This is a genomic window from Pseudodesulfovibrio sp. zrk46 (assembly GCF_012516435.1).
Taxonomy (GTDB): domain Bacteria; phylum Desulfobacterota; class Desulfovibrionia; order Desulfovibrionales; family Desulfovibrionaceae; genus Pseudodesulfovibrio.
Genome location: NZ_CP051216.1, coordinates 410,357 through 427,472, shown reverse-complemented (window position 1 = coordinate 427,472; position 17,116 = coordinate 410,357). Strand labels below are relative to the sequence as shown.

The window sequence follows — 17,116 nt, the reverse complement described above, 5'->3', positions numbered from 1 at the left end:
GGTCTCCGCTAGAGGTGAGAACCGTCCGGGGAGGGCGCGATGCGCTGGTATACAGCGGCTCTGTCGAGGTCGAGGACCGTGAGCACGTCGGGACGTGCCTGCTGGGCGTCGCGGATGGAGGCGAACTTGCCAACCAGCACGCGGTACCAGATGCCCTTGTCCTTGAGGTCTACCTGATTGATCCAGGTGGTGTAGCCCTGCTTGCGAAGCTGTTCGCAGTGATTGAAGGCCCACTTATGGTCGCGCCAGGAGCTGACGTGCAGCCCGTAAGTGACGCTCTGTTCTATGTCATGCCCCGATACCGGCGGCAGGGATATCTTCTGGATATCCCCGGAAGGCGGACCTGCGGGCGCGGGAGATGCCGCAGGCCCACCGGGGTTCTGCTCCGCCTTGGGGAAAGTGCGGCGAAGCAGCGGGTTCGGGGTGGAACCGGCTTGGTTGTTGTCGACTACGTTGGAGGCCTGCTGGAAACGGGCGGCCAGACGGGCACGCTTCAGATTTTCGGCAGCCATGACGTAGAAGTTGGGTGACAGCTCGATGGCGCGTTCGAAGTAGGGAATCGCCTTGTCGGGCTTGTCGTCGGAAAGGAGTACATAACCGAGGTTGTTGTTGGCCTTGGATTCGCCACCTGCGTACTTGAAGGATTCGAGGGCTTCCTCCAGACGTCCCAGACGGGTAAGGGCCAGGCCGAGGTTGTTGTAGGTGCGGGCAGAGACGCCGCCGTTCTTGAGTGCGCGGCGGAAGGCGTCCACGGCCAGACCGTATTGCTTCTGGGCGATGTGAACCACACCGAGGTTGTTGTAAATCTCGGAGGTGTCGCCGTTCTGGTTCAGGTCGATGGCGGTGGCAAAGTTGTCGGCGGCTTCCTTGTAGTTGCCGTCCTTGTCATTGAGGATGCCGAGGTAGTTGTGGGACTTCCACAGCATGGGGTTAAGCTTGATGGACTTTTCGAGGTGGAGGCGGGCTTCCTTGTACAGGCCGGCGCGGAAGTAGACTGCACCTGCGCTGCCGTTGGCAATGGCGTGGTCGGGATCAGCTTCAAGGGCGTTGATGAATTCGGCCAGCGCCTGTTCGTCGAGGCCCTTACGCACCAGGAGGTCGCCCTTCTTGACCCGGATGTCCAGATTCTCAGGTTCGAGTTCCAGCGCCTTGTTCATGTGAACAAAGGCCATCTCATCATTGCCGCGGCGCAGGTAGCCGTCGGCCACTTGCTCATGCTGTTCGGCAGAGAGCTTGACGGGGCCTTCCTCGCCGTAGGCAAATTCTTCAAATGTCTGGTCGTGCTGCTTGGACTTGGTCGCACAACCGGTGAGCAGCAAGATACCCAGAATTGCTATGATGATATGGATGGACTTACTCATGTCGTTCCTCCTTGGCCTTGAAGCTATTGACCCATCCGGCCGAACACATCGATGAAGATCATCACCGAGGGGCCCATGATGGCGATAAACAGGGACGGTAATATGAAAACGACCAGCGGAAGAAGCAACAGAACGGGCAGCTTTGCCGCCTTTTCCTCGGCCCGCTGGGAGCGCTTGGTTCGCATGGAGTCAGAGTAGACGCGCAGGGTGCGGCCAACACTGATACCGAAGACATCCGCCTGAACCAGCAGGGAGGTCAGGCTGGAGAGATCGTCCTGACCAACACGGTCGGACAGGGCGCGCAGGGCTTCCGAACGAGCCTTACCGGCGCGGAGTTCCAGGGTCAGGAGCTTGAGTTCCGAGCTGATGATGGGGCCGGAGAGCTTGAGTTCGTCCTGCACGCGTTCGATGGCCTGATCCAGACCCATGCCGGATTCGACACAGACCACCAGCAGGTCGAGGGCGTCGGGCAGTTCGTTGGCAACGGCCAACTGGCGATTGGTGATGCGCTTACGCAGCCAGATTTCCGGACCGTACACGCCCACCGAAGCCATAGCCACGGTGCCGAGCATGGTCAGTACCATGGAGAGGTCGGTCAGAATCAGGAAACGGGCTGCGAGGAAACCTCCGGCCAGCAGCAGGGCCAGGATACCCTTGACGCCCTGGAACTTCTTCACGGCGGTATGGGTGCGCAGTCCGGCCTGAATCAATGCCTTGCGGTTCTTGTCTGCTTCCTTTTCATCCTTGGGGCCGATCTTGGAACCGAGGTTTTCGAATACGGAACCGAGCTTCTTGCGCAGGTCGTCGAAGAGCGCGCCCGTGGCAGACGGTGCCGGGGTGCCGGAGACGCGTTCCTTGAGGCGGGCGGACTGGCCTGCGCCGCCGATGTAGCCGATGATGCCGTATCCGGCCAGAAGCACGGAACCGAAGGCGAGGGCTGCTGCGATGTAGGGGAAGAGTTCAGGATTCATAGCTTGCCTCCTACACCTTGATCTTGACCATGCGGCGCATGATGGAGACGCCGATAAGCATTGAGATGGCAGCGCCCCAGGCCATGGCCCGGCCGAGTTCCGTGGTCCACAACAGGGACATGTAGTCGGGGTTGATGGTGTACATCATGGCCACGACCACGAAGGGCAGGGCTGACAGCAGCAGCGCGGAGAGGCGACCTTCTGCGGACAGGACCTTGACCTTGCCGAACAGGACGAAACGTTCACGTACCAGGCGTGCGATGTTGGAGATGATCTCTGCCAGGTTACCGCCGGTCTCGCGCTGGATGTTCACGGACACCACGAAGAACTTCAGGTCGTCCACGGCCACGCGGGATTGCAGGTTGGACAGGGCGCGGTCCACGTCCATGCCGAAGTTGATCTCTTCCAGCGTGGTGCGCATTTCGCTACCCATGGGATCGTCGAATTCGTCCGCCACCATGCGCATGCCGCCACCAAAGGTGTGGCCTGCCTTGAGGGCGCGGCTCATGAGATCCAGAGCATCGGGAAGCTGCTTCTGAAAGCGGTCCATGCGGCGGTTCTTGAGGAAGCGGAGATATTGTACCGGAATGGAGCCGAAGAAATATCCGAGGATGGCCGCCACCCAGATGCGTTCGGCCATGGAGACGCCGATGTAGATGCCGCCCATGCCGAGCAGGGCACAGAGGAGCAGGTAGACACCTGCGGAGCCCTTGGCCTTTCCCTGTGCGATGAGCTTGTTCAGGTTGGCGGCGAACTGGAGGGAAGAGAGGAAATTGTTGAACCACGGCATCTCACTCATGGAGGATTCCTTGAGTACGAGATCGATGGATTCGGATTCCACTTCGGTCAGGGCGAACTGCTTGAGGCGCTTCTTGACCTTGTCTTCGGCTTCATCACGACCGGCACGGAACAGGGCGGCAATGCCCATGGCCAGAATGAAGAAAACGAGGGTGCAACCAGCGGCGACGATCAGGGGTAACGACATGGCTTACTCCTTTCTCCGAGCCTGAGGGGCTGCTTCGAACATGGATGCCGGGAAGGAGAAGCCCATGCGGTCGAGTTGCTGGGCGAACTTCGGACGGATACCGCGAGCGGTGAAGAACCCTTCCACCTTGCCCTGCTTGTTCACGTTGGTTTGTTCGAAGGCGAAGATTTCCTGCATGGTGATCATGTCGCCTTCCATGCCGGTGATTTCCTGAATGGAGATGACCTTACGGGTACCGTCCACCAGACGGGTGGCCTGAATGATGACGTCCACGGCCGAGGAAATGTAGCGCTTCATGGAAATGGGCGAGAGGTTCAGGCCCGCCATGGAGACCATGGTTTCCAGTCGCATCAGGGCGTCGCGTGGGGTGTTGGCGTGAATGGTGGTCAGGGAACCGTCGTGACCGGTGTTCATGGCCTGGAGCATGTCCAGCGCTTCGGAAGAACGACACTCACCAACGATGATGCGGTCGGGGCGCATACGCAGACAGTTCTTGACCAGATCGCGCATGGTGATTTCGCCGCGTCCCTCGATGTTGGCCGGGCGGGTTTCCAGACGAACTACGTGGTCCTGCTTGAGCTGCAATTCTGCTGCGTCCTCGATGGTGACGATGCGTTCGTCTTCGGGGATGTTGCGGGAGAGGCAGTTGAGCAGGGTGGTCTTACCGGAACCGGTACCGCCGGAGATGAGCACGTTGAGGCGCGCCTTGACGATGCCGTCCATGAGCTTGGCCATGCCGTCGGTCAGGGAGTTGAAACCGATGAGGTCCTGAACCTCCAGCGGATCAGCGGAAAACTTACGAATGGAGAGCGAGGGGCCGTCGATTGCCAGCGGCGGGATGACTGCGTTGACACGGGAACCGTCCAGCAGACGGGCGTCACAGAGAGGCTGGGATTCATCGATGCGGCGTCCCACCAGCGAGACAATGCGGTCGATGATCTTGCGCAGGTGATCGTCATCCTTGAAACGGGCCGGGGTCAGTTCCAGCTTGCCGGAACGCTCCACGTAAACCTGATTGAATCCATTGACCAGAATATCGTTGACCGTGGGGTCCTTGACGTAGGGTTCGAGCGGTCCGAGGCCGATGACCTCATCCTGAATCTCGGAGAGCATACGCTTGCGTTCGGCAAGGTTCAGGGGCGCGTTCTGGAATTCTTCCCACAGCAGCCCTTCAGCCACCTTGGCGATCTCGGAACGCATCTCGGTCTCGCTGAGGGAGTCCAGCAGCGAGAGGTCGATCATGTCGATGAGACGGTCGTGGATACGCGTCTTGACGTCGAAATAGTGGTCAGCCAGTTCGGTCTTGCCCTTCTTGGAGCCGGACTTGGTGTTTGCGGGCACCGGGCCGGACTTGGCGGACTTGGCAGACTTGCGGTTCAGGCGTGCGGCGAGGCTCATGATGCTGCTCCTGCGAGGGTGTCATTAACCGCGCCCTTCTTCTTGCGACGGAACAGGGAGGCAAACGGCAGGCGGAAGCTCTTCTTCTGCTCTTCCTTGCGGTGATCCAGCGAGTCGGCCAGATCCATGATTGCCTTGGCGGCCTGAGACTTGGGGTATGCGTCGAGAAGCGGGGTCCCCTGGTTCAGCGCGGACAGGGCCGAGGAGGCGTCTTCCCCAATGGTCCAGGGGATGTCGCGGGACAGTACGTCAGAGGCATCGCTGATTGAAATGGTAGAATCCTTGGGCACGCGGGTGGCGATGAGCTGCATGCGACGTTCGGCGTCCGGGTCCTGTGCGCGAATGGAATCCATGAGACGGGAGCTGCGAGCGATACAGGGCAGTGAGAGCTGCATGACGATGAGGATGTGGTCGGCCTGCTCTACTTCGCGGGGTAATACTTCGTCGTCCGGATATGCGGTGTCCACGATCACGAAGTCGTAGATGCGGCGGAGCTGTTCCATGATGAGCTGCATGGACTGGGAATCGGGCTTGTCGCCGCCGGTGGGGCCGGGCAGCACGTTGAGGCCGGATTCGTGTTCCGCGACGACGGAGTGGAGATACGTGGCGTCCAGTCGGGAAATATCTTCGGTCAGTGCGCCCCAGTTGTATTCGTACTTGAGGTCGAGGAAGTAGGGGACTTCGCCGGAGGGACGGCGCAGATCCAGCAGCAGGGTGCGACCGGGGGCGCGCTTGTTCAGCGCCCAGGCCAGGTTCACTGCCGTGGTGGTGGTGCCGAGTCCGGACTTGCCGCCCAGTACGGTGATGATCTTGCCGCGTTCGTGCTCGTCGGATTCGAGGCTGCCGCGCATGGCCGTACGCATGATGGCGGCGCGGAAGTCGTTCTCTTCGATGGGGAACTGGAGAAATTCACGGATGCCGCTGCGCATGGCGCGGATCAGCAGGTCCGGGTCGGCATGGTCGCCAGCCAGAAATACGTCTTCGGCGTTGCCGGATTCGAGGGCATGGATGATGTGCGGGAAGTCTTCGTCCACGGAGTCGCCGGGCTCGTAGATGAGCACGCCCATCTCGTCGGCGTCTTCGTCCGCCAGTCGGACCATGTAACTGGATGCGATCATGCGTTCCAGCTTCTTTTGCTCTTCGCGGTCATTGAGAGCGAGTGTGACCGGTATGATTCGGTTGTTCATGGTTCCCCCTTTCCCCGGATTACCTTTATCTGCTTACGAGGCTTGCGGCCCCGGTCGTTCCCGTTTCATCTCCCTGAAACGGCACGATGTCGAAAAATGTCAGGTTGAACAGCAGGAGCGCGGTCATGGCACCCATGAAGGCGAGTTCTCGCCAGCAGTGAGGTGCGTACCGCTTCATGCTACTTGCTCTCCACGATCAGCCCGGAAATGGACTGTCCATCCTTGGCCTCGGTTCTGGGGCCTTCGTTATACTTCTCTGCCACCTTCTGTGCGTAGCGGCCGTCAATGCCAACTACCGGGGCATCGGTGCCCGCTTCCGGGTTCAGGGTCTGCTGGCTGATAGCCAACTTGACCGAACTACCGAAGGGGAGCGTGGATTCCTTGTGATCCACCTGAGCGATGGAACAACCGGCCTGCAACATGATGCCGATGAGTGCGAGGTGAATGAGCATATTCTTCATGTCATTACTCCTTACTTGGGCCAGGAGTGGCCAAAGTCGCCGTCGAAGCCGTTTTCCGGGCGAACCACGGTGCCTGCGGCGGGCTTGTTGATGTTCTTGGCCTGAACCACGGACTTCTTGTCTTCCTGACCTTCCAGCAGACCGAGCATGTAGAATTCGTAGTCGCTGGGTTCCTTGAAGTTCTGGCCCGGCAGGGTCTGGCGATCCAGATCGATGGGCTTGGCAAGGCGGGCGGTGACGATGATGACCAACTCGGTCTTGTTCTTTTCAAAGTCGGAACTGCGGAATAGGGAACCGAGGACAGGGACATCGCCCAGGATCGGGAAGCGGTGGTTGTTTTCCTTGAGAGATTCGGAGATCAGGCCGGCGATGGCAAAGGACTGACCGTCGGCCAGATCGATGACCGTGGTGGCCTTGCGGGTGGTCAGCGCCGGAATCTCGAAGCCTTCGTAACGGAGGGCGTTGGTGTAATCGAGTTCGGATACCTCGGGGCTGACCATCAGGTTGATGGAACCGGAGGACAGGACCGTGGGGGTGAACTCAAGGCCGATACCGAAGGGCTTGAACTCGATGCCTACACCGAAGGTGCTCGGAATGGGGATCGGGATCTCGCCACCCACCAGGAAGTCGGCAGACTCACCGGATACGCAGGTCAAGTTGGGCTCGGCCAGCACGCGGGCCAGACCGTGGGCCTTGAGCGCGTCCAGCAGACCGTTCACGGCGATGTTGCCGCTGGAGTACTGGACCACGCCGTTGATCTTTTCGGTCAGTTCAATGTAGTTCACCGCGCCCAGACCGGAGGTCTGCCTTCCAAGGGAGGTGAGGTTGTTCAGGAAGGAGTACATGGTGAAGTTGGAGAAGGTGGCTGCGAGGTTGACGCCCATGCGCTTCATGGCGGTGCGGCTCATCTCGGCCACGCGGACTTCGAGCATTACCTGCTGGACGCCGCCCACTCGCAGGAGGTTAACGACCTTTTCCGGTGCTTCTGCTTCGGCCAGCGACAGGACGCTGGTCAGGTTGCCGGTGTTGGTCACGGTGCCGGACAGGGTGATGGATTCGCCGGAGGAGAGCACCTGGATGCCCTTTTCCTCGGGCAGGATCTCGTGGATCATTCTCTTGAGGCGGGTAACGTCCGGGGTGATGACCAAATCATATACTGCGGAGACATTCTTGCCCTGCCACAGGGTCAGGGTGGTAGTACCGAGTTCCTGGCCGGTAATATAAATTTGGGTGGGAGACAGCACCACGATGGAGGCTGCGCCGGGCTGCGCCAAAGAGACGCGGGAAATGGGACGATCCGTATTGAGGATGGTGGACTTGTCCAGCACGATGCGGATGACACCCGGAGCCTCGGAGTTCATGATCTCCACGTCGGCATGAGCGAGGCCGTTGATCAGGCCCACCAGCATGGCGGTGAGGATGAAGATATTTATGGTGTGGAATACTCTGGACATGGCCGCCTCCTAAAACTTCAAGGTCTTGCTGTCGCCACCGGTGATGACTTCGACCTTGACTATGTTGCGCTTGAGCTGCTTGGGACGGGGCTTGGCCTTGGGACGGAGTGCTGCGATCGTCTTCTTCTTGGTGGCACCGGTGGTCAGGACCTTGGCGTCGTCCTGCTCATTGCGCAGTGCGAAATTCAGGGTACCGTGGGTGGCGGCGAGGGCGAGGCGTTCACTTTCCTTGGGAGTCAGCTCCAGGGTGTACACGTCAACAGATGCGGTCTTGCCTTCAGCGTCGGGCGGGGAGAGTTCGGTTCCGGTGGCCAGCACCTTGACGCGTTCCAGCACCAGCTTGGTGACGGGGTTGTCATACTGTCCCATGGTCATGGAGACGATGACGTCCACACGGTCGCCGGGGCGAACGAATCCGGCCAGACCCATTACTTCATTACCCTTGACCGACATGGCGCGCTTGCCCGGTTCGATGAGGGCGGAAACACCGCCGCCCATGACGGACGGGTCTGCCAGCTTGGACGCGGTGACGGCGTCGTTGATGCCGACGTCCATGTTGAGCACGCGGCCGACAACTTCTTCTACGGAACCGAAAGCGCCGCCGGGACGGGAGTCAGGAGTGAAACCCTTGATGTCCAGCATCTCGGGAGTGAGCTTGACGCCGCGGCGCAGGACGACCTTGGCCACGACCACGTTAACGGTCTCGACCTTGGCGGCAATCTGCGTAGGCTGCTTGGTGACCTTGCTGGTCCACATGAAGATGAGGACTCCAGCGGCCATGGCCAGCATAAGCGCCAGTGCTATCTGAATGAGTGCGCGGGTGGACTTACTCATGGCTTCCCTCCCTGCTTATCGGATGAAGACCGAACCGGTCTGGGTAAAGTTCAGAGCCATGGTCGCGACTGTGCCGACGGCTATGGCGACGCCGTAACAGAGCCGAGGCAGGGACTGCGCTTCGGCCAGCGGGGCGTACTCGAACTTATGGGTGACCAGGATGTGCAGGAAGGAATTCCAGATGTTGGAGAAGACGGCCTTCATGTAGTCCACGTTCCTGAACATAACCAGGAGTGCGTACACGCCGCCTGCGAAGCAGGTGGCCAGGAAGGCGATGAATGTTGCGTCTGTGCCGAGCCATGCGCCGATGCCGGCCATGAGCTTGACGTCTCCCGCACCCATGGCGCCCATAAAGAAGGGTACCACCATCAGGCCGAGGCCCAGACCAAAGCCGCCACCGCTCAACATAAGACCGTCAAGCCCGCCGGTGACCGTGTGAACGATCAATCCGGAGAGGATGAGCGGGAAGGTCAGCCAGTTATATATCCGCTGACTTCTGAGGTCGGTGATGGTTGCGATGGTCAGCGCTGCTGCCAGCACGATAGTGATAAGAATATCCATGGTTCCCCCGAATCATGTGCCAGGTTTGATGCGCCATCCGCTTTCCCTTCGGATGACAGGACCGGGACGAGCGGGCTGCTTTCCCGCAAGCCCCGGTCCGGCTGCTCTGGCTGCTTCCGTTAAACGGATTTACCTAATTTGCCGCGTCGGTTTAGGAACCGGTGCTGGTGGCGGCGGACATCTTGGAAGAAATGGTTTCAAAGGTGCCCTGTACGGAAGTACCGAGGGCGGTAACGGCTGCGGCGATAACGCCAGCGATCAGGGCGGCGAGCAGGCCGTATTCGAGTGCAGTTGCGCCTTCTTCGTTACGGATAAGGTTCATGATAGTCATAGTTTTTCTCCTCATTAGTTTGCTCCGTTTGGAGCTATTTGGGTTTAGAAATTTGTTTCGCGTTCTGTTGCACCAGCCACGCTTCCCATAAAGCAACCCGTGTGCCAGCGAAAAAATAGGCGCGTTGTTTTATTTGTAAATACTTGTTAAAATTGGTGAAAAAAAATAATAGGCAGTGGTGCGAATTTGTTACGCCTGTTTGAAATTACGATAAATCTATTATTTGTAGAGTTTGTTTGAGTGGTGTCCTGTTTGGCGATGTCGATAAATTGTTTAAAAACAGTACCTTAAAAGACTCTATAAATAATGGATTTCGTGTTGGTGGTCTGTGGTGGCTGAAGTTTAGCGTTGAAAAGAAGAAGGCCTGCAACCTCAGAAAAGGGTGCAGGCCTTAGTAAAATAGATCAAATAATCAGCTTGTTATCAGCTCGTCGCCGCATTCATGGCAGTGGAAAGCGTATTGAATAGATCTCTGATGCTGGTGCCGATGGCGCCTACGGCTGTGGCGATAACGGCGGCAATCAGGGTGGCGAGCAGGCCGTATTCAAGCGCGGTGGCGCCATCCTGGTCGCGTATCAGGCGGTGAATCGGGTGTTTCATGGTCCATCTCCTTTAATATGCAAGCACGGTGTCACTGTCTTGCACATTACAGGCAACACTCGTGCCAGTAGCTTTGTAAAGGCGATGGAAGGATATTTTGTCTAATAAAAAAGGTCTATTGTGTGAAATATGACGATTGTGCAATCCACACAATATCAAGGTGAAGTCTATAATTAGTGGAGAAATGGATCAGAGTTTGAACTGGGCAGGCTCTATCTCATGCTTTTGGAGCTTGTTCCACAGATTCTTGGCCGAAATTCCGAGGGATTCGGCTGCGGACGTCTGGCGTCCCTTGGCTCTGCGCAGGGCGTTCTCAATGAGATATCGCTCATATTGGATCAAGGCCTGCTTGAGTGGGAGGTCTGATTCCGGCAGGGCTGTCGCGGTCTGCTCGGCCTCTGGCTGCTTGTTGGAGAATGCCTGATCCACTTCCGCAGGAGTGATGACCGAGGAGGTGCAGAAGATGGCCGCGCGTTCCACGGCATTGGCGAACTGGCGCACATTGCCCGGCCAGTCGTAGTTGAAGAATATCTCCATGGCCTCGGTGGAAATGGCCGAAATATCGGTGCCGAGCCGTCTGTTGGCGCGATCAAGGAAGAACTCCGACAGCTCGGGCAGGTCGGACTTGCGGTCGCGCAGGGGCGGCAGGATCAGGGTCGCCACATTAAGTCTATAGTATAGATCGCTGCGGAACTTGCCGTCCTGCACGCGCTCTTCAAGGTCGCGGTTGGTGGCGGCGATGATGCGCACATCGTACTTGATGGGCTTGGTGCCGCCCAGACGTTCTGCCTGCTTCTGCTCGACTGCGCGTAGCAGCTTGGGCTGCAGGTGAATGGGCATCTCACCCAATTCATCAAGTAATATAGTGCCGCCCTTGGCCAGTTCGAACTTACCCTGCTTGGCTGCATTGGCGCCAGTGAATGCGCCCTTTTCATGACCAAAGAGTTCACTTTCGATGAGGTTTTCCGGGATGGCGGCGCAGTTGAGCTTGATGAAGGGCCCCTTGGCGCGAGGGCTCAACGCGTGAATGGTGTCGGAGACCAGCTCCTTACCAGTACCGGTTTCACCCATGATCAGGACATCGGCATTGAGCTCGGCCACGCGGGCAATGCGTTCCTTGACCGCCAGCATGGGGGCGGACTGGCCGATGATGTCGTTGAGCGGACTTCCGCCGCCGCGCTTCTTGAGCTCGGCCAGCTCGGTCTGCATCTGTCGCTTTTCCAAGGCACGGCGGACAACGACTTCCATCTCACTCAGGGAAAACGGCTTGGTAAAGTAGTCATAGGCGCCGCGTTGCATGGCGACAACGCCGGAATCCTTGGAGGCGTACCCGGTCATGACGATGACATCCACGCCGGGCGCGGCCTCTGCCAGATGGGGCAGGGCGTCCAGGCCGGACATGCCGGGCAGTTTGATGTCGTGCAGAATCAGGTCGAAGCTCTTGGCTCCGGCCTTTTTGATGCCGTCCTCGGCAGTGGATGCAGTGTCGACTTCATAGCCCTTGTCTGTCAGGGCTTCGACCAGCATGCCTTGAAAGGCGCGATCGTCGTCGACTATCAGGATTCGTTCTGCCACGTCATTCCTCACCATTGTTCATTTGTTCTTACTATACACTCATAGCTTCAGAAAATCTACAAAAAATAGATAACTATGCTCTCACTCAACTTATACGTTCGAAAGAATGTTTTGGTCACAAAAAAAATTATGATTCAAAATCAAGGTATTAGTGATCATTTTGTGTAGTCGGTGAGTTTCTCTGGCACATCTGTTGCTGTTATAAATTGCAAATCAAACATGTGTTCAGCAGCAAGTGCGAGAGGTGTGCAATGAGAAAGAGAGAGACATCACGGAGAGGGATAGCGGCAGTCGAATTTGCCATCATGCTTCCGGCCATGGTGATGATTCTGCTTCTGCTTGTGGAAGGGGGTAATGCCATGCATGCCTATTCCAGTCTGACGGAAGCGAGCCGTGAAGGCGCGCGTCTGGCCCTGATGGATGGCGGTTCTTCCGACATTCAGGCCCTGGTGGAATCCGTGGTGTCCGAGCTGGATACCAATTTCCTGACCACGTCCGTGACCACGGACGCCGGCACCAATACTGTGACTGTCGAGGTTTCCTATGCTTACGTACCGTTCGGCGAAGACGCCTTTGAATTGCTTACTGGCGACAAGTCCTTCCCAATGGTGGCGCAGACTGTCATGCCGCTCCCGTAGCAGCATTTCTCGCAGGGGAACTGCCAGCGCCTTTGTTGCCATGTTAATTCCGGTCATGCTGGGCGTGGCTGGTCTCGCACTTGATATGGGTAATATGTATATGGCCCACACCCGCCTTCAGGCCGCCGTGGACGCTGGTGCGCTCGCGGGCAGCCTTCAACTTCCTTATGATCCTGACATCGACAAAGGGATTGTCGCCGCCGCCGTCAACGATATGGTGGAGCGCAACCTGAGCGGTGCCGAAGTCGAATCCGTGACTCCGGGAACCGAGGTGCGCAGTGTGGTGGTCAAAGCCAAGTACAGAGTCGAGTTGTTGCTCATGCAGATTTTCGATTTGATGGACCCTTGGGTGTATGCCCACGCAGCAGCAGGTTTCAATAAGCTCGAAGTGGTGTTCGTTGTGGACAACTCTGGTTCCATGAAGGGGACACCCATCAATATGGTCAAGGAGGCCTCGGTTGAATTGACGGAACTGCTCATGCCTGATGGTGCTGATCCTGATACCAAAGTCGGGGTAGTGCCTTTCCGCGGCAAGGTCCGCGTAGGCGATGGTGTGGACGGTTTGCCCGGCGGTTGCCGCAATGCGGACGGCTCCCTCAACGAGACCGGCCTGCATGAAGATTTCATGGATGAGTATTACGCACTTCCTTATGACTATCGCAGGCGCATAGCCATGGACACTTGTTCCAATATCCCCGAGATCATGCCTTTGTCCAAGGACAAGGATGCGGTTATCGATGCCATTAACGAACAGACTGCCACCGGTAACTCTTCCGGCACGGTGATCCCCGAGGGCATCAAGTGGGGGCGTCATGTCCTGACGCAGGACGCACCTTACACCGAGGGCGGTGACAAGGATGACTACCGCAAGATTATGATCGTGTTGACCGACGGTGACACCGAAGACGGAGAATGCGGTGGTTCCTACCGTGCATACTATCGTCCCAACAACTACTGGACCAACGCCTACTTCCGTATGGGCGACGACACCTCCCACTGTGAAAACGGCGGCGTGCTCAATACGGAGATGCTCGAAGAGGCTCAACTGGCCAAGGATGCCGGCGTTGAGATCTTCGCCATCCGCTTCGGCTCCTCGGACAGTACGGATATCAATTTGATGAAGCAGATCGCTTCCAGCAAGGAAGGCACTGACGATCATTACTTCAATGCCCCCTCAGTCTACGATATCCCCGAAGTATTCAAGGAAATTGGCAAGCAGCTCGGCTGGCGCCTGCTGAACTAGGAGGACACCATGAAGAATCAGAAGCAGCGCATAGCCCGGCAGGGCATCACCTCCATGGAATTTGCCATGGTCCTGCCGTTCGTCGTGACACTGGTCTTCGGCCTGGTGGAGTTCGGTAACATGTTCTATTCCTGGCTCGCCGTGCAGAAGGCCGCTCAGGTGGCAACCCGATTTGCTGCCACCGGCGTAGGCGAAGAAGAGGGCACACGCATCTCTCAGATAAATCAGATCGCTGCGGACTGGTTGGCTGATCTGGACAACGGTTCCAAGGAGATCGTCATCTCCTCATGGCCGACTCCTGCGGCTAGCGGCGCAGGTGCAGTCGGCAGCGCTGGCGATCCCTGTGGGTTGGTTCAGGTTGCCGTGGTCTACAATTATGAGCCGTTTACCCCGATCGTCAGTTCCATTCTGCCCACGACTGTTTCGTTGCATGGGCAGGACAGAAAGCTAAACGAGCCATGGAAGCCCTGCGATAATTAAGATTTTTCCGCTAGGCCTAGCGGTTGTTCGCCCCTTATCTTCCTACCCCAATGAAAGCCCCGTCAGGGGTTTTTATTGTTTTACGGAAGGATATGTATGACTTGATAAGAATTATTGATTTTACAACATCTGTGCGATATAAAAAAAGCTGCGCCGTACGCCTGTGTAGAGATGGCTAACGGCTCGAAATAAAAAAGCATCGGAGCTCTGTTTTGAGTAAATATCCACAGATATTAGGCGTATATTCGCTATTTATAGAATCGGAAATTGGTGCTGGAACGACATCGGGGACACACGCAAACGTCACGTACTGGTATGCCCGTCAGTTATCCACTGATGACTTTGAAGTTCAGCCTCTCAATGCTCATCATGTCCCATCCGGAGTTCGCACCGTTTTGAATCAGATGGATTTTCTCAAACAGTACACGCCCGAGCCAAGTTACTATCGGGTGCATACTGTGCCTGCGCTGGAGACCCTTGCCCGCAAGATAGACGAAGGCGAAAAAGCCTTTGAGCAAGGAAAGATGGAAGAGGCGGAGAGTCAGTTCATCAAGGCCTTGATGATCGATGAAAAGAACATCGACGCCAACTACGGTCTGGGCGAGGTCTATTCCGAGACCAAGGAATTCAACAAGCTCAAAAAGGTGCTGAATACCTTGTTGGGATTGTCTGAGGCATTTACTTACGAATACCGCCAGAAGTTTAACTCATTCGGTATTAGCCTGCGCAAGAACGGCCATTACGACGAGTCTATTCGCTACTATGAGAAGTCGTTGGAAATCGTCCGTGACGACGAGAACGTCTACTTCAATATGGCCCGTGTCTACTTCGAGAAGGGGCTGAACAAGGAATGTATCGAGAGCCTGCAGGAAGCTCTGAATATCAATCCTGAGTTCATGGAAGCGCAGAAATTCTTGCGATACTGTAAAAAGTATAGCTAACTGTCTGAATTAAGAATGAAATTGCACAGGCCTGGCATTTGCCGGGCCTTTTTTTTGCGCAAAAGACAAATAAGACTTGCAATGATATTGATAATCGTTATTATTTAAATATCGAATTTGAAATTACAGGCGGCCATACAACGAGGCCGCCCATCATTATACACCAAAAGCGGAGGCGCTTATGCCTAACATGGATTATCCCGGACCGTGTCTCTCCTGTATTTCTGACAGCTGTGGGCTGTGGGATGAAAATTACTCCGAGAGCAAGGACGAAAAGAGTGATAGCAAGGACGAAAAGAAGTAATAACTCATCTACCGATCGATAAAGAGGCAGGCCCTGGCAACGGGGTCTGCCTCTTTTTATTGAGAAGTGCTGAGGAGGCGAGACTGGAGCGGGGCGGCACAGGGCTGCACTTGCCAAGCCACCCATATATAATATACCTGACACGCAACATGACGAAACCCAACGATACATACTCGTTTCGACTGGACGTGATCGCCTTCATGATCATCGCGGTGTCGTTTGTTGTGCGCTACTGGTTTGTGGCGTCCGGCCAACTGAACCTCGTTCAGGACGAAGCTCAATACTGGGACTGGATTCGCCGCCCACAACTTTCCTACTATTCCAAGGGACCGCTCATCGCCTGGGTCATCAGCCTCTGGTGCAAGGTCTTTGGTTCCACGGAACTGGGCGTACGGTTTGGCTCGATCATCGGCATGACCGGCATTCAGGCGGCATTGTATATTGGTATTTCCCGCGTGTGGCGCGAATACAGGCTGGCCCTCTATGCCCTGTTCGTGTCTGCGACCATGATACTGCTCAATGGACTTGGTATCCTTGCTACCACGGATAATCCGCTCCTTCTGTGCTGGACCGTGGCCTTCTTTGCCTTGTCTGCCGCGACGCGCAACAAGCCTGACTATACGCCGGGCAATCTGCCGTTCGTGATTCTCGGCATCTGTGTGGCTATCGGTATCCTCGGCAAGTATATGATGCTTGCCTTTGTAGGCCTTGGCGTGATCTACGCCGCCATTCTGCATCTGCGTGGTCAGCTTCCGGCCCGTTTCTGGCGCCGGTTTGCGCTGGCTTCGCTGGTTGGCACCGTGGTGGGCATGCTGCCCATCATTTTGTGGAATATGCAGAACGATTGGGTGGGCTTCAAGCACGTGGCCGGACAGGCTGCAGGCAAGCCCAAGCCCTTTGAAATTCGCATCGGCCCCTTCTTCGAGATGTTCGGCGCACAGATAGGCCTGATGGCTCCATGGTGGGCCGTGGCAATCGCCGTAGCCACCTGGCGCGCCATCAAGAAGGGCATTGTCGGTCCCATTGGCTCCTTTGATTGCAAGTACCGGCATACACTTCAAGCGCTCCTGTTCTTCCTGCCCCTGTGGGCTATCATCACGTTCTGGTCTCTCAAGTCGCATACCGAGGCCAACTGGACCGCTGCCGCCTTCATGGCAGGAGCCATTCTCGGTGGCATGGGCTTGAAAGCGTGGTGGGAGAATCCCCGCCGCAAGACTCGTGGAAAAGTTTTGCTGGCTGGTATTGCTGCGGGCCTGACCCTGATGATTTACGTGACACCCATCCTGCCCATCCCGGCAGAGATCAACATGACCAACCGCCTCAAAGGGTGGGACAGTCTGGGCCAGCAGGTTGCCGATTTGAAGCAGGCTGCTTTTGACAATCCAGATAATGTCTTCGTGGTTAGCGACAAGTACGACATTACTTCCGAGCTTGCATTCTATACGCCGGGGCAGCCTCTGACATTTTGTGCATGGATCGGCGATCGCCGTATGAACCAGTATGACATCTGGCCTGGTCCGGAAGTGGGGCAGGATGCTATTTTTGTTCGTGAGCATCACCGTACTGAAGGCATCAGCCCGAAAATTACCAAGATGTTCGATTCCGTTGAGAAGGAAGTCTACATCCACTCGATGTCGAATGGGCAACCCATGCGCGAGTTTACTCTCTACGTCTGCAAGGGGTTCAACGGCTTCTGGCCCAGAAACAATTCCGACCGCTTCTAACTACATTGAAAATCGAAAGACCATTAATCGTGGATTAAACCGATTCTGAGTTCGATAAAAATCTATTA

The 17,116-nt window shown here is 56.6% G+C and carries 19 protein-coding genes; 6 read left to right on the top strand and 13 right to left on the bottom strand.

The window, feature by feature from the left end:
- Positions 1-8 precede the first annotated feature (8 nt).
- The 13 genes from HFN16_RS01975 to HFN16_RS01915 form a co-directional block, all read right to left on the bottom strand.
- A complete protein-coding gene (locus HFN16_RS01975) occupies positions 9-1,361 on the bottom strand; it encodes an SPOR domain-containing protein (protein ID WP_168889106.1) in 1,353 nt (450 codons plus the stop codon).
- 23 nt (positions 1,362-1,384) lie between these two features.
- Entirely contained in the window at positions 1,385-2,332 is a 948-nt protein-coding gene (locus HFN16_RS01970; RefSeq protein WP_168889105.1) for a type II secretion system F family protein, read from the bottom strand.
- Between the two features lie 10 nt (positions 2,333-2,342).
- Positions 2,343-3,317 carry a type II secretion system F family protein gene (locus HFN16_RS01965; RefSeq protein WP_168889104.1) on the bottom strand — a complete coding sequence of 325 codons (975 nt, stop codon included), beginning with the start codon at positions 3,315-3,317 and terminating at the stop codon, positions 2,343-2,345.
- Between the two features lie 3 nt (positions 3,318-3,320).
- Positions 3,321-4,715: a CpaF family protein gene (locus tag HFN16_RS01960; protein WP_168889103.1), complete on the bottom strand. Its 1,395-nt coding sequence runs from the start codon at positions 4,713-4,715 to the stop codon at positions 3,321-3,323.
- Positions 4,712-5,902 (bottom strand): cellulose synthase operon protein YhjQ/BcsQ, encoded by a 1,191-nt coding sequence (locus tag HFN16_RS01955; protein WP_168889102.1) that lies wholly within the window; start codon positions 5,900-5,902, stop codon positions 4,712-4,714. Before HFN16_RS01955 ends, HFN16_RS01960 begins: the two co-directional genes overlap by 4 nt.
- Positions 5,903-5,927: 25 nt before the next feature.
- On the bottom strand, positions 5,928-6,080 hold the full coding sequence (locus HFN16_RS01950) for a hypothetical protein (RefSeq protein ID WP_168889101.1): 153 nt from the start codon (positions 6,078-6,080) through the stop codon (positions 5,928-5,930).
- Position 6,081: 1 nt separating this feature from the next.
- Positions 6,082-6,363 (bottom strand): hypothetical protein, encoded by a 282-nt coding sequence (locus tag HFN16_RS01945; protein WP_168889100.1) that lies wholly within the window; start codon positions 6,361-6,363, stop codon positions 6,082-6,084.
- Between the two features lie 11 nt (positions 6,364-6,374).
- Positions 6,375-7,817 (bottom strand): type II and III secretion system protein family protein, encoded by a 1,443-nt coding sequence (locus tag HFN16_RS01940; RefSeq protein WP_168889099.1) that lies wholly within the window; start codon positions 7,815-7,817, stop codon positions 6,375-6,377.
- Positions 7,818-7,826: 9 nt separating this feature from the next.
- Positions 7,827-8,651: a Flp pilus assembly protein CpaB gene (gene cpaB, locus HFN16_RS01935; RefSeq protein ID WP_168889098.1), complete on the bottom strand. Its 825-nt coding sequence runs from the start codon at positions 8,649-8,651 to the stop codon at positions 7,827-7,829.
- Positions 8,652-8,666: 15 nt separating this feature from the next.
- Positions 8,667-9,212, bottom strand: coding sequence for an A24 family peptidase (locus tag HFN16_RS01930; protein ID WP_168889097.1), 546 nt, complete (start codon positions 9,210-9,212; stop codon positions 8,667-8,669).
- Between the two features lie 151 nt (positions 9,213-9,363).
- The gene (locus HFN16_RS01925) at positions 9,364-9,543 is read right to left on the bottom strand and encodes a Flp family type IVb pilin (protein WP_168889096.1); all 180 of its coding nucleotides are present in this window, start codon (positions 9,541-9,543) and stop codon (positions 9,364-9,366) included.
- Positions 9,544-9,966: 423 nt separating this feature from the next.
- Positions 9,967-10,143: a Flp family type IVb pilin gene (locus HFN16_RS01920; RefSeq protein WP_168889095.1), complete on the bottom strand. Its 177-nt coding sequence runs from the start codon at positions 10,141-10,143 to the stop codon at positions 9,967-9,969.
- 189 nt (positions 10,144-10,332) lie between these two features.
- The gene (locus HFN16_RS01915) at positions 10,333-11,718 is read right to left on the bottom strand and encodes a sigma-54 dependent transcriptional regulator (RefSeq protein ID WP_168889094.1); all 1,386 of its coding nucleotides are present in this window, start codon (positions 11,716-11,718) and stop codon (positions 10,333-10,335) included.
- 251 nt (positions 11,719-11,969) lie between these two features.
- Here HFN16_RS01915 and HFN16_RS01910 point away from each other — a divergent pair, with 251 nt between their 5' ends.
- The 6 genes from HFN16_RS01910 to HFN16_RS01890 all read left to right on the top strand — a co-directional run bounded on the left by HFN16_RS01910 (position 11,970) and on the right by HFN16_RS01890 (position 17,048).
- On the top strand, positions 11,970-12,356 hold the full coding sequence (locus HFN16_RS01910) for a TadE/TadG family type IV pilus assembly protein (protein WP_168889093.1): 387 nt from the start codon (positions 11,970-11,972) through the stop codon (positions 12,354-12,356).
- Between the two features lie 40 nt (positions 12,357-12,396).
- Positions 12,397-13,599: a pilus assembly protein TadG-related protein gene (locus HFN16_RS01905; protein WP_247648408.1), complete on the top strand. Its 1,203-nt coding sequence runs from the start codon at positions 12,397-12,399 to the stop codon at positions 13,597-13,599.
- A gap of 9 nt (positions 13,600-13,608) precedes the next feature.
- Positions 13,609-14,079, top strand: a complete 471-nt coding sequence (locus HFN16_RS01900) for a TadE/TadG family type IV pilus assembly protein (RefSeq protein ID WP_168889091.1) — start codon at positions 13,609-13,611, stop codon at positions 14,077-14,079.
- Positions 14,080-14,483: 404 nt separating this feature from the next.
- Positions 14,484-15,020 (top strand): tetratricopeptide repeat protein, encoded by a 537-nt coding sequence (locus HFN16_RS01895; protein ID WP_348771082.1) that lies wholly within the window; start codon positions 14,484-14,486, stop codon positions 15,018-15,020.
- Positions 15,021-15,201: 181 nt separating this feature from the next.
- On the top strand, positions 15,202-15,324 hold the full coding sequence (locus tag HFN16_RS18955; RefSeq protein ID WP_282097909.1) for a hypothetical protein: 123 nt from the start codon (positions 15,202-15,204) through the stop codon (positions 15,322-15,324).
- 149 nt (positions 15,325-15,473) lie between these two features.
- Positions 15,474-17,048 carry a glycosyltransferase family 39 protein gene (locus HFN16_RS01890; RefSeq protein ID WP_168889089.1) on the top strand — a complete coding sequence of 525 codons (1,575 nt, stop codon included), beginning with the start codon at positions 15,474-15,476 and terminating at the stop codon, positions 17,046-17,048.
- The last annotated feature ends 68 nt before the right edge of the window (positions 17,049-17,116 follow it).